The organism is Xanthobacter autotrophicus, assembly GCF_005871085.1.
In the GTDB taxonomy this organism is placed as follows: domain Bacteria; phylum Pseudomonadota; class Alphaproteobacteria; order Rhizobiales; family Xanthobacteraceae; genus Xanthobacter; species Xanthobacter autotrophicus.
Window position 1 is genome coordinate 1 of sequence record NZ_VAUP01000020.1, and the last position, 13265, is coordinate 13265.

General features: G+C 61.6%; 14 protein-coding genes and 2 pseudogenes. 3 read left to right on the top strand and 13 right to left on the bottom strand.

Annotated features, from left to right (window positions below):
• Window positions 1-124 precede the first annotated feature (124 nt).
• The 7 genes and pseudogenes from FBQ73_RS08735 to FBQ73_RS08765 all read right to left on the bottom strand — a co-directional run.
• Window positions 125-769, bottom strand: a pseudogene (locus tag FBQ73_RS08735) (ABC transporter ATP-binding protein); the annotation flags it as partial.
• A gap of 64 nt (window positions 770-833) precedes the next feature.
• Window positions 834-1586, bottom strand: a complete 753-nt coding sequence (locus FBQ73_RS08740) for an ABC transporter ATP-binding protein (protein ID WP_138399121.1) — start codon at window positions 1584-1586, stop codon at window positions 834-836.
• A gap of 3 nt (window positions 1587-1589) precedes the next feature.
• Window positions 1590-2597, bottom strand: coding sequence for a branched-chain amino acid ABC transporter permease (locus FBQ73_RS08745; RefSeq protein WP_210236724.1), 1008 nt, complete (start codon window positions 2595-2597; stop codon window positions 1590-1592).
• A complete protein-coding gene (locus FBQ73_RS08750) occupies window positions 2590-3459 on the bottom strand; it encodes a branched-chain amino acid ABC transporter permease (RefSeq protein WP_138399115.1) in 870 nt (289 codons plus the stop codon). The genes FBQ73_RS08745 and FBQ73_RS08750 overlap by 8 nt, the downstream gene beginning before the upstream one ends.
• Before the next feature lie 66 nt (window positions 3460-3525).
• Complete coding sequence (locus tag FBQ73_RS08755) at window positions 3526-4701, bottom strand: ABC transporter substrate-binding protein (RefSeq protein ID WP_138399116.1); 1176 nt, start codon at window positions 4699-4701, stop codon at window positions 3526-3528.
• A gap of 62 nt (window positions 4702-4763) precedes the next feature.
• Window positions 4764-6299, bottom strand: a complete 1536-nt coding sequence (locus FBQ73_RS08760; RefSeq protein ID WP_210236726.1) for an FAD-dependent oxidoreductase — start codon at window positions 6297-6299, stop codon at window positions 4764-4766.
• A gap of 31 nt (window positions 6300-6330) precedes the next feature.
• On the bottom strand, window positions 6331-7812 hold the full coding sequence (locus FBQ73_RS08765; RefSeq protein ID WP_138399117.1) for an aldehyde dehydrogenase: 1482 nt from the start codon (window positions 7810-7812) through the stop codon (window positions 6331-6333).
• A gap of 89 nt (window positions 7813-7901) precedes the next feature.
• Here FBQ73_RS08765 and FBQ73_RS08770 point away from each other — a divergent pair, with 89 nt between their 5' ends.
• Complete coding sequence (locus tag FBQ73_RS08770) at window positions 7902-8870, top strand: LysR family transcriptional regulator (RefSeq protein WP_246089631.1); 969 nt, start codon at window positions 7902-7904, stop codon at window positions 8868-8870.
• Window positions 8871-9230: 360 nt separating this feature from the next.
• On the opposite strand, the gene FBQ73_RS08775 is transcribed toward FBQ73_RS08770, so the two are convergent.
• Genes FBQ73_RS08775 through FBQ73_RS08790 form a run of 4 tightly spaced genes read right to left on the bottom strand, consistent with a single transcriptional unit; the run spans window position 9231 to window position 11314 of the window.
• Window positions 9231-9671, bottom strand: coding sequence for an OsmC family protein (locus FBQ73_RS08775; protein WP_246089632.1), 441 nt, complete (start codon window positions 9669-9671; stop codon window positions 9231-9233).
• Window positions 9672-9697: 26 nt separating this feature from the next.
• Complete coding sequence (locus FBQ73_RS08780; protein WP_024277392.1) at window positions 9698-9934, bottom strand: thioredoxin family protein; 237 nt, start codon at window positions 9932-9934, stop codon at window positions 9698-9700.
• Between the two features lie 19 nt (window positions 9935-9953).
• A complete protein-coding gene (locus FBQ73_RS08785) occupies window positions 9954-11018 on the bottom strand; it encodes a permease (RefSeq protein WP_210236727.1) in 1065 nt (354 codons plus the stop codon).
• On the bottom strand, window positions 11015-11314 hold the full coding sequence (locus FBQ73_RS08790; RefSeq protein ID WP_138399118.1) for an ArsR/SmtB family transcription factor: 300 nt from the start codon (window positions 11312-11314) through the stop codon (window positions 11015-11017). The genes FBQ73_RS08785 and FBQ73_RS08790 overlap by 4 nt, the downstream gene beginning before the upstream one ends.
• Window positions 11315-11602: 288 nt before the next feature.
• Between FBQ73_RS08790 and FBQ73_RS08795 the strand changes: the two genes are divergently transcribed.
• A complete protein-coding gene (locus FBQ73_RS08795; RefSeq protein WP_138399119.1) occupies window positions 11603-12169 on the top strand; it encodes a Spy/CpxP family protein refolding chaperone in 567 nt (188 codons plus the stop codon).
• On the opposite strand, the gene FBQ73_RS08800 is transcribed toward FBQ73_RS08795, so the two are convergent.
• Window positions 12144-12848, bottom strand: a complete 705-nt coding sequence (locus FBQ73_RS08800) for an ATP-binding cassette domain-containing protein (RefSeq protein ID WP_392567226.1) — start codon at window positions 12846-12848, stop codon at window positions 12144-12146. The two genes, FBQ73_RS08795 and FBQ73_RS08800, sit on opposite strands and share 26 nt — an antisense overlap.
• A 5-nt stretch (window positions 12849-12853) precedes the next feature.
• Here FBQ73_RS08800 and FBQ73_RS23135 point away from each other — a divergent pair.
• Window positions 12854-13084, top strand: a pseudogene (locus FBQ73_RS23135) (IS3 family transposase); the annotation flags it as partial.
• Here the strand turns inward: FBQ73_RS23135 and FBQ73_RS22735 are convergent.
• Window positions 13081-13265, bottom strand: a 185-nt coding sequence (locus FBQ73_RS22735) for a transposase (RefSeq protein ID WP_342780532.1), incomplete at its 5' end; no start/stop codon positions are given. The pseudogene FBQ73_RS23135 and the gene FBQ73_RS22735 overlap by 4 nt on opposite strands.

The following is a 13265-nucleotide window of genomic DNA, read 5'->3' on the forward strand; positions in this document are numbered from 1 at the left end:
GGGCGACGAACGGCTTCAGAAACTCCCCCAGCGCCTCATCCCAGATCGTCATGGCCTGCGCTCCAATCCGAGCGCAAACCTCAACACCTCAGCCTTATCAATCCGTTAATCTGCCAAAGTAGTGCTAAAGATAATATCGTCGCGCTAATTCCTCGGGATCAGCCAGGAGGTCGGTTGCGCCCCCTTCCGTCGCCACGTGACCATCACGCAACATGTAATAGCGGTCGACCACCTTTGCTGCGAGACCCATATTCTGCTCCACGAGGATGATTGAGATGGCAGCTTCCCTCTTCAGCTGAAGCATCATGGCGCCGATCTCCTGAGTGAAGAGCGGAGATAGCCCGGCAGACGGTTCATCGAACATCATGATTTGAGGCTCGGCCATCAAGGCTCGGCCAATGGCGAGCATTTGTTGCTCCCCGCCGGACATGGTGCTCGACTGCTGGCTGCGGCGCTCCTTGAGCCTCGGAAAATAAGTGAAGACCTGTTCGAGATTGTGGGCAAGGTGGGCATGACCCTTGGCGACTGCGCCAAGACGCAGGTTTTCAATCACGGACAAGGTACCGAACAGGTCCCGTTCCTGCGAGACGTGGAGCAGCCCGCATCGCACGATGCGATGGGGCGGCTCTCGGTCTATTCTTCTGCCCCGAAATTCGATGCTGCCGCTCGACGGCTTGAGAAAACCCGAGAGCACGTTCAACAGTGTTGTCTTGCCGGCGCCGTTCGCCCCGAGGACGCCGATGGCCTCTCCGGGGCGGAGCGTGAGATTCACCTTCTCCAGCGCCGGGATAGAACCATATTGTGCGCTGATTCCCCGCACGGCGAGAACAGGGTCAGGCAGTTCCAAGATAGGCCTCCAGCACGAGCTTGTTACGCCGAACCTCCTCAGGCGCGGCCTCAGCGATTTTTTTGCCGTAGTTCAGCACCAGCACCCGGTCGGACACCGCCATGACCAGATCCTGCACGTGTTCAACCAATACGATCGCGATGCCGCGGGCGGCCAGATCGCGCAGCACTTCCCCGAGTTGCAGCCGTTCCATCGGCGAAAGGCCGACGGCCGGCTCGTCCAGCATGATGAGGCGGGCGCCTGACACAAGAGCGCGACATATCTCCACCAGCCGTTGCTGGCCGAAAGAAAGTGAGCCCGCCGGCCGCTCGGCTAGCGCACTGACGCCGAGGCTGGCGAGTTGAGCATACGCCGCCGCTACCGCCTCCTGCTCGGCCCGAACCGACGAAGGCAATCCGAAGACGACACCGGCCATTGAGCTCGCCGTGGAAAGCTCCAGGCCCATGAGGACGTTCTCCAGTACGCTCATCTCCCGCAGGATGCCGTTGTTCTGGAATGTGCGGCGAATGCCCAGGGCCGCGATGGCATCGGGCTTCAGACCCGTGATAGACCGCCCATCGAACAGCACCTCCCCGGCGGCCGGACGGGCAAAGCCAGTGATGGCGTTGAAGGCGGACGTCTTGCCCGCCCCGTTGGGGCCCATGATGGCCAGAATCTCGCCTTCGCCGACGTCGAAACTCAAGTCGCTTACGGCAGTGAGCCCAGCAAAGCGCACCGTAATGGAACGGACTTCCAGCATGGCTCACTCCCTGTGGAGAGGTTCCCGAAGGGCTGGAATGCGGGCGGCGATGAGCCCACCAATTCCCTTCGGCATGAAGAACAAAACGCCGATCAGAAGAAGGCTGAAAACGATCTCCTCAATTCCGGCGAAGTTCCGTAGCAATTCCGGCGCGCCAGTCAGGAGGATGGCGCCGAGGATGGACCCCAGCACGCTGCCCAGCCCGCCGATCATCACGATGGCAAAGTTCAGGAGCAACTGGGCCAGCCCGAAGCTGTCTGGCGTGACGCGTCCATTGAGGAGCGCGTAAAGCCCCCCAGCGACGCCGACGAGGAACCCGCTCCAGCCGAAGGCGATGATCTTGGCCCGGGCCACGGAAACGCCGAGCGAGGCTGCCGCCCGCTCATTGTTGCGCACAGCGACGAAGGCACGCCCGAAGCGGGAGCGGAGAAGCCGCACCGTCGCACCGATGGCGATAATCGCCACAGCGAGGAACAGATAATATTTGCCCCGCTCCGGCGAGCCCAGCAGGCCGAGTGCCGCGGGCCGGGGCACGTTGAAGCCACTCGGGCCGAAAGTGACCGCATCGGCGTGCACATAGACCCACCGCATCAACTCCCCGAAGGCAAGCGTGAAGATGGCAAGATAGTGCCCTTGAACCCGCAGCGCCGGTAGTGCGACAGCAATCCCCGCCACCGTCCCTGCGGCACCGGCGGCCAGCAAGGCAAGTGGCAGCGGAAGGGCGAGATGGACCATCGTGAGGCCGGTCGCATAGGCGCCGACCCCGAAAAAGGCGGCATTGGCGAACGCGAGCTGGCCAAGGTAGCCAAGCACGACGTTGAAACCGACCGCGATCAGCGCATAGATCACCATCGTATTGACCACGAACTGCTGATACTCGTTCACGAGCAGCGGCAAGCCCAAAAGAAGCGCGAGGCATGTGGCGAGCCCCAGTCCCCGCAGCGTGCGTCCGCGTGCAAGATGGTTCACGCGATAATTCCCTGTTGCTGAGCTGTCGGCGGTCTTAGACACGGCTCGTCCTCCATTCGCCAAACACGCCCTGGGGGCGAACGAGCAGGACCAGCATGATCACGAGATAGGCAGAGATCTCCACGAGCGAGCTGGAGACGTAGCCGCCCATGAGGTTTTCGATGATGCCAAGGCTGAGCCCGCCCAGCACGGCACCGCCCAGCGAGCCGAAGCCTCCGAGCGTCATGGCAGCGAAGGCATGCACCAGCATCTGCCCGCCCATATCGGGATAGACGAGGGTCGAGGGCGCAATGAGAAGGGCGGCGACAGCTCCCGTGAGGGCGGCGACACCCCACATCGCGCTATGGAACGCCGGAACGTTGATCCCCACCAGCGCTGCGCCACGGGGCGCCTGGGACGCGGCCTGGACGATTTTGCCGACCTGCGTATACTCGAAGAAGAGGAAGAATATGGTCATGGTGGCGCCGGCGCCCGCGATCACCAGAAAGTCCTGCGGAAAGAGCACCACCGAGCCGAAATCCAGGGGCTCGCCGTTTAGTAACGGGGGAAGCATGCTCACATCGCGCCCATAGAAGAACCGCGTGAGCCCCTTGAATAGGAAGGAGAACGCCACGGTCATCATAGCGAAACTCAAAAACGGTGCCGACCCCAGGGGACGGATCAGCACACGTTCCACGAGGACGCCGACGAGGAAGAGTAGGCCGAAGGCGATGGCGATAGCCACAGGATAGGACCAGCCGAACCCTTGCTTCAGGACATAGATAGCAAAGGCACCCAGCATGAAGAATTCTCCGTGTCCGAAGTTCACGATGGACGTCGCCCGGAACAGGATGGTCATTCCAAGCGCGACCAGCGCATAGACGCTTCCGACGACGATGCCGCTGATGGCGAGTTGTGCGAGCATGGGAAAAGTCCCGATTGGCCTTGGCGTGGGCCGGAAACAGAAGATGAAGTGCCCGGCTCGCCAAACTCAAGGTTTGGGGGTGGAGAGCTTCGACACAATGGTCGGCACGCCGTCCACGAGATGAATCATGTTACCGGATTTGATTCCAGCATGATCCAGCGGCGAGAAACTCATCGTCGATGCCTGAACTCCGCTGTCGAAATTCGTGAGTTTGTTCATCTCACTGAGGAAGCGCTCACGGGTGACGTCAGGTCCAAGGCGTTTTATGACATCGGCGATGGCGAGAGCGCCGCCGACACCGATGAAGGTGATCGTGTCAATCGGCTCAGCGGGATAGTATTTCTTGAATATTTCGGCCCAGGGCTTGAACTGATCCGAGCTGATGGTCTGCGACAGAGGGTAGAAAATGTAGAGATCTCGCACCGCATCGGGAATTCCGATGCGCCGCTCGGTGTCCTCGATGGAGGCCCCCTGCGTGCCGATGGTCGGCACGCGAACCCCGTATTTGTAGGCATCGCGCAGATAGATCGCGAGCTCGGCCGGATAGAGGACGGCTAGCACCGCATCCGGCTTCGCTGCACGCAACTTGAGGGTCTGCGAGGTGGCGTCGGTGCTTCCGCGCTCGAAATAGACAGTCTCAACCGGGGTGAGGCCGTGCGCCTTCAGGGCGTCGATGGCGGGCTGAAGGTGGCTCTTTCCCCATTCGTCGGAATGGGAAATGATCGCGACCTTCTTCACGTCAGGCCGCGAGAGCGCGAAATCCACCATGGTGTTGGCCACGGCCTGGGTGGTCGCTACAGGTTGAAAGATGTTTGCGGTCACCGGTGTTGAGATGGAGGCAGATGCGGCCCCAAGAACGACATAGGGCAGAGTATTGTCTCGCTCGATCTCGGGCTTTATGGCCAGAACCACGTTGCTGCACCAGCCGCCGTGGATAAGGAATACGCGATCTTGGGCGGTGAGTTTTTTGACAGCCGCAATCCCCTTGTTGGGGTCGCAGGCGTCATCTTCCAATACGAGTTCGAGTTTGCGCCCGTTTATGCCGCCATGGTCGTTGATGTCCTTGTAGACCGAGGACGCACCATAAGCCACCTTGGCAGCGAAGGCAGCTGAGCCGGTGAGGGGCGCAAACATACCGATCTTGATCGGTGGGCTGGAGGTGGTTTCCTGTGCATTGACGCAACCTGTCGACTGCACAGCAAAGCTCAGCGCCCCCAGCACGATGGCTGTGGTTCGTCTCATGATTTCCTCCGAATTGTGCCTTTGCGGCTTGATGTCTGCGGGGCCGGCAGGGGCCCTAACGACTACACGGTGGCAACAGCGCTCTGGATACGATGCGCAATCCGATCCCCGGCATGCATGCCAGCAATACGGCCGAAAACGGCGCCCCTTAGCACCGACGTCGCGCCTGTATAGGTGCCGTAATAGAGGCCCGTCATCTCGCCCGCGGCGTAGAGACCGGGAATGGCGTGTCCGTCCACGTCTAGAACTTGGCTGTCCGTGTTGGTGCGCAGGCCCCCGAAGGTGAAACAGTTTCCGCATATCATCGGATAGGCGAGGTAGGGTGGGCGTGTGAGGGGGCGGGCCCAGTTTGACTTCCGAGGGGCGAATCCGCTCGTCGTGGCAAGGCCATCCAGCACAAGGGGAGAAAAGCTCTCACCGGAAGAACAGGCGGAATTGTATTCGGCAACGGTCTGCTCCAGCGCGCCGGCTGGAAGGCCGAGCTTCCCAGCCATTTCGGCGATGCTGTCGGCGCGTATAGCGGGCTGGTCGGAGCGCACCGAGCGCTGCCAGCCAGGCACATCATCAATCCCGCCATCGAGGATACAGTACGCGATTCCCTCGGGCTGCTCGAAGATCACCCGCGTGATCGCTTCATACGCGGCATCCGCCGTTGCTGGCGCCTCGTCAACGAAGCGGCAGCCATCGGCATTGACGAGAATGCCGTAGTTGAAAACCAGTATGATGGGTTCAGCTGCGCCCGAGCGCGGATCGAGCGGCTCGGCATGGAAACTGCCGAAATCGCCGCACGAGCCGGCGCCGATAGCGAGGGCCATGCGGATTCCCTCGCCCTTGTTGTAGTAGCCACCACGGGCCACGGGCCGGATATAGCGTGCCCTGGGCCCAACATAACGGGTCAGCATCTCGGGATTCCCTTCGAACCCGCCCGAAGCCAAGATGACGGCGCTGGTCTTCAGGCTGATCGTTCTGTGGTGGGAGCCAGTCGCCCTGAGGCCGACGACCGCGCCATCGTCATCGGTCATGAGACCATGTGCCGTGGTTTCGTAGAAGAAACGCGCTCCGTGGGCTTCGGCAAATGCCGCAAGGGCTTCGATGAGCGCGAGGCCGCCTCCGACAGGCGCCATCCGCGGCTGGCAACTCGTCACGAAATAGGTAGGCAGAAAATCGAACCTGACCCCAAAGGTCTTCAGCCACTGGATGGTGGGGCCGGCCTTATCGGCCAGAGCACCCACCATGTCTGGATCCGTGAACCCGAGGGTTTTGACGATGGACGCGCGCTCGGCGAACGGGCGTACCGTCTCCTGCACCAGTTCGGGATCGAGATGATGCCCGGCATTGTGGGCAAAATGCTCCTCGAAATCGTCGGAGACCTCGCTCTCGCTTTTCATGCGCATGAGGGATTCCGTCCAACGCGTGTTCCCGCCTCGCTCTTCCCTGGACGCGCGCTCGATGATGGCGACACGCGCGCCCGCCTGGAGCGCCGCCGCGGCGGCGCTGAGACCAGCGATGCCGGTACCTACCACAACGACATCGAAGTCATTGTCAGATGCCTTGAGCATGTCTTCCTCCAGACGTCTTCCGTCGCTGAAGTCAGCCACGGACGACGCTTCTTTTTGCTGTAGTACGGGTTCAATACTTGCGAACGAAGGGGTCCGGCATTTCCAGGTCACTGGAGACCCACACGCTCTTGACCTCCATGTATTCCTTCACAGCATCCATCCCGCCTTCACGCCCGATTCCGCTGTCCTTGTAACCGCCGAACGGTGTGGTGAAGCTGGTGGATCGGTAGTTGTTGATCCATACCGTCCCCGCCTTCAGTTTTTCCGACAGCAGCATGGCGCGGTGCAGACTCTTGGTCCATACGCCCGCGGCGAGGCCGAACTTGATGTCGTTGCCGATGCGTATGGCGTCTTCCTCATCCTTGAAGCGCAACACCGCCAGCACCGGACCAAACACTTCCTCCTGTGCGATCCGCATGGCGTTGTTCACGTCGATGAAGATCGTGGGCTCGACGATCTGCCCGGCGCCGTATCCTTCTCCGGTGAGCGCCCGGCCACCAGCAACGCAGCGGGCGCCTTCGTTCTTGGCGATGTCGATGTAGCTCATCACCTTCTCGAACTGGGGCCGAGTGGCAACAGGGCCTACGCGGGTGTCGGGCTTGGTGGGATCGCCCGCCTTGGCGCGCTTCGTCACCTCGAGGAGCTTTTCCACGAAGGCATCATGAATGTTCTCCTGCACCAGCAGGCGCGAGCCGGCCATGCAAGTCTGGCCGCCGGCGGAAAAGATGCCGGTGATGACGCCGTTGACGGCATTGTCGAGATCCGCGTCGTCAAAGACAATGTTGGGTGACTTCCCGCCGAGCTCAACGCTCACGCGCTTCAAATGCTCGCCCGCGAGGCGGGCCACGGCTCGGCCAGCCTGATCACCTCCGGTGAAGGCGATACGAGCAATCGAGGGATGACTGATGAGCCGCTCCCCAATCTCCGACCCGAAGCCGGTCACCACATTCGCGACGCCGGCCGGCAGGCCCGCGGGCTCGAAAAGCTTGGCCAGCTCCAGCAGGGAGGCGGACGTGAACTCCGAAGGCTTGCATACCATCGTGTTGCCGCCGCACAGGGCCGGCGCCATCTTCCAGGCTGTCAGCAGCAGCGAGGAATTCCAGGGCGTGATGGAGGCAACGACGCCCATCGGCTCATAACGGGTGTAATTAAATACCTTCGGCTTGTCGATGGGGATAACCGCACCCTGAATCTTATCGCAAAGACCCGCGTAATAATAGAAATACTTCGAAACATACCGAACCTGACCGAGAACTTCACTGTAGAGTTTGCCATTATCTCGGCTCTCGACGACCGCGAGGGTCTCGGCATTCTCCTCGATGAGCGCGCCAAGACGATGGAGAATGGCGCCCCGCTCGCTTCCCGACAGACGCGACCACGGCCCTTCGAGAGCCTCAGCAGCCGCCTCCATCGCGGCATCCACATCCTGCTCACCCGCCCGAGGAATGGAGGCCCAAGCCTCCCCCGAGAATGGGTCAAGACTATCAAACCATTTGCCGCCTTGAGGTGCGCGCCATTCGTTATTTATGAAGAGATTGTACTGTGTCGTCACGTCACGCTCTCCTTTGGGTTCGGAAAGCCTAAGAACGCGTTGGTGACTTAGCAAACGACAAAATGGTAGACATTAGTGATAAAATGTAATTGACGAACATTTCCGCCACCTGCACGATGATGGAGGGATATCTACAACGAGCGTATGCGGCCATGCGGCGAAAAATTCCAAGCAGCGGAGCACTTGTGGCATTCGAGGCGGCCGGGCGACATGAGAGCTTCTCGCGAGCCGCGGAAGAGCTGAACTTGACCGAGGGCGCCGTGAGCCGGCAGATCGGGCGGCTGGAATCCTACCTCGGCGTTCTCCTGTTCAGCCGCGTCAAGAACAAGGTCCACCTGACTGAAGACGGTCAGCTCTACTGGGAGCAAGTGCGATCAGACCTGGAGCGGATCGAGGCTCATACGCTCAATCTGATTGGCCGCCCCTCCGAAGGAGGCGTCATCGAGCTCGCCGCCATACCGACCTTCACCAATCGATGGCTCATCCCCCGCCTGCCGGATTTCTGCGCTCGGCATCCCGGGATCACGATCAACATCTCCGAGCGGCCCGACCCCTTCCTCTTCGCCGACAGCCCATTCGATGCCGCCTTGCACTTCGACCATCCAGCATGGGCGGGTATGCTCAGGGATACTCTGTTCGGCGAAGAGCTCGTGCCCATCTGCAGTCCGAAGCTCACCGGAGGGCGTACCTTTGCGAGCCTTTCGGATATCTCGAACTTTGTGCTGCTGCATAAGCGCGGGCGCTGGGACGGATGGCGCAATCTTTTCCTACATGCCGGCCTCGATCACCTGAATCCCGCAGGCGGCATCCGTTATGACCTGTTCACGATGATCATCGAGGCTGCACGCGCCGGGCTTGGCATTGGGCTGGTCCCCCGCCTTTATGTCGCTCAAGAGATCCAGCGTGGTGAGCTTCTGATCCCATTCGAAGTCCGATTGCCGGAGGAAAAAACGTATTGCCTAATATATCCTGAAAGAAAGATTGGATCTTGGCCCCTCAATGTATTCGTATCCTGGATTGGGGAGGTGTCGCGGAATTATGTTTTGTCCCGGCACTAGATGGATAAAATTTGATATCGCTGTACTATATATTGAATGTATTATATAATAATCATGTTTATTGAGGTCGGTGGCGAAATATGTACGGATCTATTAAATATATCGACTGTCAGGGGTTGCTCATCTGGGGGCGGTTGATCTCGGCGAATATCTTGCTGACGCAGTTGTGTGAATATTGGCCACCAACCGGATCTGAGTAGTTCGTGTGCTTCGGAGCGTTGCCCTCCCATTCCAAGCAGCCAGCGCCGGCCAAGGCTGCCTAAGCCAGAATCGTCCGCAGTTGGCGCGAAGTAGCGCGGGACCGCAGTTGCCCCCTTTGTGGACCTAGGGAACGTCTGCTTATGGATGATGCGTAACAGATCATTCCCGCCGGAGGGGTATGCCGATCGGCGCGCGCACCGGCGCGCCGACGACGCTCACGTCTTCCTTCGGATGGCCCCATCCAACCGGGCCGCTTCCGCCACGGTGTTCGAAATCGTGCCGTACTTGCGGATGTTGGTGTAGAGCAAAGCCAAGCGCTGCTCCGTCTCGTGCGTATTGAAGATCAATTCGAAATCCACGGAAATGATCTTCGACGGCGCGCCCGGCCGAACGGCATGGAACGACCTCCACCCCGAGCAGCTCGAAATTCAGTGTCGGTGCCACCCGCTCGATGCCCTTGATCATGCACAGGGCGATGGCGGCTGGGAACAATTCCGCCGGGTTGAACGCATCGGCGCGCCCATCGATGTCGGTGGCCAGGGTGACCTCAGCCTCCCTCGTGCGGGCGAGGTGCGGTGTGTGTGTCGATCCGCGCCGCACGGATCTTGTGCTTCAGCATGTGGCGCTCAAGCCGCGAGCCAGCGGGCGACATCATCCGGCTTCGGCAGACCACCCGCATGCACCACCTTGCCGTCGATGACGATGCCTGGGGTCGAGGCAATGCCGTAACCGGCGATCACCGCATAGTCGGTGACCTTTTCCACCGTGACGTCGAGCCCGAGCTTGGCCGCCGCGTCCCGCACCATCTGCGCCGTTGCCTCACAGCGGGAGCAGCCGGGGCCGAGCACTTTCACGTCTTTCATGACTCCAGCCTTTCTGGTTTCAAGAAAACAGCGCGTTGAACAGGAAACCCACGGCGAGGATGCCGGTGCCGACCACGCCGACGAACACGGCGATCAGCTTCAGGCTCAAGACTTTGCGCAGGATAATCATTTCCGGCAGGGACAAAGCGATCACCGCCATCATGAAGGCGAGCACGGTGCCCAGCGCAGCCCCCTTGGCCAGCAGAGCCTCCACCACCGGGATGATGCCAGCGGCATTGGAATACATGGGAATGCCCAGCAGGACCGCGGCCGGAACGGACCACCAGGCATCCCGTCCCATGATGGAGGCGAGGAGGTCCGCCGGCACGTAGCCGTGGATAAAGGCGCCCGCTGCGATGCCGGCGATGATCCACATCCAAACCTTGCCGACAATGTCGCGCACGGCCTCGAGGCCGGCCTTGATGCGATCCACCAGCGTCATGCCGTTCGGCGGCAGATCGACGGGAGCGGCGCGCACGTTGCGCACCCAGTCCTCCAGCCAACCCTCCAGGTGCAGCCGGCCGATGACCCAGCCGGCGACGATGGCTACCGCAAGGCCGAAGGTCAGATAAGTGAGCGCCACCTTCCAACCCACGAGCGCGAACAGCAGGCCCAGCGCCACCTCGTTGACCATGGGCGCTGCGATGAGGAAGGAGAAGGTGACGCCGAGGGGGACGCCGGCGGAGACGAAACCGACGAACAGGGGCACTGCCGAGCAGGAGCAAAAGGGCGTGACGATGCCGAGGCCGGCAGCGGCGACATTGCCGAGCCCTTCGCGCCTTCCGGCGAGCAACGCACGGGTGCGCTCGGCGGAGAAGAAGCTGCGCACCACGCCCATGGCGAAGACCACCAGCGTCAGCAGCATCAGCACCTTGGGCGTATCGTAGATGAAGAACGTGACCGCTTCGGCCAGATGGCTGCCGGGCTCCACCGGCAGGCGGGCCACCAGCCATTGGGAGAACGGCGCCAGCTGGGCATAGACCACGAACCAGATCGCGATCGCCGCGACCGTTGCCGCCGCCCAGGCCAAAGGCGATGCCTCCCGCGGCGGCTTGCGCTCGGTCAATGACAGATGAGCGCTCATGCTGCTTTCCTATCGGATCGAGTTTTCAGGCTGTTGACGACAGCGTCGATGATGGCGGCCTGCTCGGCCGGCAATTCGGGATTGCGACGGTAGCGCACCCATTGAGCATCCCGCCGGTCGATCACTATGCCGGCCTGCTTGAGCGCCGCCATATGGCGCGACATGCGGGATTGGGTGACTCCGAGGACGCGCACAAGCTCGCATACACAATGCTCGCGCCCGTCCCACAGAAGGCGGACCGCCGCGAGGCGGGTGGGTTCGGCCAAGGCCGACAGAAGGGTGAGTGCCGATTGCATGGATGCAGTTTGCACTCATGCGCATATGCGTGCAAGCGCATTTATGATCGAGGTCTATCGCCTGTAGCGCGGTGATTTCGGCCATCGGTGACGACGGTTTCAGGTGTGCCCGCCCGCCACTGTGGTTCGCGCGGCAGGACTGCGGAAGCCGTCCGCCATGCATCACGATTGGGGCATCGCGCGTGGTTCGATGCGGCAGGAGGCGCAGGTGCGGCCTAAAATGTTCAGGCTCAACCCCGGCGCAGGTCGGAGGGGCGGACGTGTCCGCCCGCAAGAAGGGAGGGCATCATGAAGATCAAGTCTGTTTCCGTTGCGGGCGTCGCGGCGTTCGCGCTGACCGCGGCGGCATTGTCGGCTGTGCCGGCGAGCGCCCAGATGGGCGGTGGGCCCGGCTATGGTCCGGGCATGATGGGTCAGGGTGAGGGTTATATGGGTCCCGGCCAGGGAGGTTGGGGCCCCGGATTCCACCGCTCGGCCCGGAGCATGATGGGGGGCTGCGGTGGCGGGATGACGGGTGATCCCGATGGCCAGCTACCCGGCTTCATCGAGGGGCGTATTGCCTTCCTGAAGGCCGAGCTCGGCGTCACCGATGCGCAGGCCAAGGTGTGGGAAGCCTATGTGGCGGCGATGAAGAACAATTTCATCAGCATGCAGGGCCTGCGCCAGGCCATGCGCGCCAGCTTTGACGCCGAGACGCCGATGGAGCGCCTCGAGTCCCGCGTCGCGGTGATGGAAGCCCGCGCCGCCGCTCTCAAGGGCATGAAGCAGCCGCTAAGCGACCTCTACGCCGCGCTCAGCGATGGCCAGAAGAAGAAGGCCAACGAGCTGCTCACCGGCATGGGATGCATGATGTGAGCGTGACGGAACGAGTCGCGCCGCCGGAAGGCCTGTCAGAAGTGTCCTCGCCCCCCGACACTTCGGGCCACGGCCGATCTCGGCACGGATGCGATCGTCGGAGCAAAAATGCATCGGCATCGCCTTCCATGGTCTTCTGTCCGAGTTCCAGGATGTAGACATAGTCGGAGACCTGGATGCAGGGGCGCACGTTTTGATCCACGAGGATGACAGCAATGCCCTGGCGCGCCAGTCGGGCGATGTGATCGTAGACCTCGGAGGCATATTTCGGAGCGATCATCGCCGTCGGCTCGTCGAAGAGCAGCGCCTTGGGCTCGAGCAGCAACGCCCGCGCGATCTCCAGGAAGCGGCGCTGGCCGCCGCTGAGCTCGCGCGCCCGCCCCTGGCGGAAGGGGGCCAGCATGGGGAAGTCGCCGAGCACCCTGTCGATGGCTCGCCGCACCCGCGCGCCATCGCGACGAATGAGCCAGCACCCGAGGATCAGATCGTCCTCAACGGACAAGTCGAGGAAGAGGCTGCTGTTCTGGGGCACGTAGCCGACGCCTGCATGCACCATGCCGTGCGAAGGTGTTCCGAGCAATGAGCGGCCATCGAACACGATCTCCCCGGCGATGGGCTTCAAGAAGCCCATCAGCGTCTTGAGGACGGCCGATTTGCCCGCGCCATTGAGGCCGATGATGCCGGTCACTTCGCCGGAGCGGAATGAGCCGCAAGTGGGATTGCTGGGACAATAAGCCGATGGAGAGCTTCTTCCATGCCCTGAAAACCGAACGGGCCCATCATCGCCTCGATGCCACCAGAAGCGAGTGAAGACGGGACCTGTTCTGGTACATTGAGGACTTCTGCAATTTCCGTCGCTTGCACTCGGCGATCGGCTACAACAGCCCGACCGAGATGGAACGCAGATCGGCTTAGGTGGTGTGGACGGATTTGATGAGGATGAAGCTCAGGGCGAGGGCGACGATGGCGGCGAAGCCGCATTCGGTCTTCTCGCAGCGCAGGGCGACGCGCTTGAATCGCTTCAGCTTTCCGAAGCACTGCTCGATGCGGGCACGGCCCCGGTAGAGCGCCTTCGGGAAGAAGACCGGGCGGTCTT

Excerpts from the sequence above, each read along its gene's own strand:
- FBQ73_RS08780 (WP_024277392.1), bottom strand. The coding sequence starts at position 9,934 with ATGAAAGACGTGAAAGTGCTCGGCCCCGGCTGCTCCCGCTGTGAGGCA.
- FBQ73_RS08785 (WP_210236727.1), bottom strand. The coding sequence starts at position 11,018 with ATGAGCGCTCATCTGTCATTGACCGAGCGCAAGCCGCCGCGGGAGGCA.
- FBQ73_RS08750 (WP_138399115.1), bottom strand. The coding sequence starts at position 3,459 with ATGCTCGCACAACTCGCCATCAGCGGCATCGTCGTCGGAAGCGTCTAT.
- FBQ73_RS08795 (WP_138399119.1), top strand. The coding sequence starts at position 11,603 with ATGAAGATCAAGTCTGTTTCCGTTGCGGGCGTCGCGGCGTTCGCGCTG.
- FBQ73_RS08755 (WP_138399116.1), bottom strand. The coding sequence starts at position 4,701 with ATGAGACGAACCACAGCCATCGTGCTGGGGGCGCTGAGCTTTGCTGTG.
- FBQ73_RS08790 (WP_138399118.1), bottom strand. The coding sequence starts at position 11,314 with ATGCAATCGGCACTCACCCTTCTGTCGGCCTTGGCCGAACCCACCCGC.
- FBQ73_RS08740 (WP_138399121.1), bottom strand. The coding sequence starts at position 1,586 with ATGCTGGAAGTCCGTTCCATTACGGTGCGCTTTGCTGGGCTCACTGCC.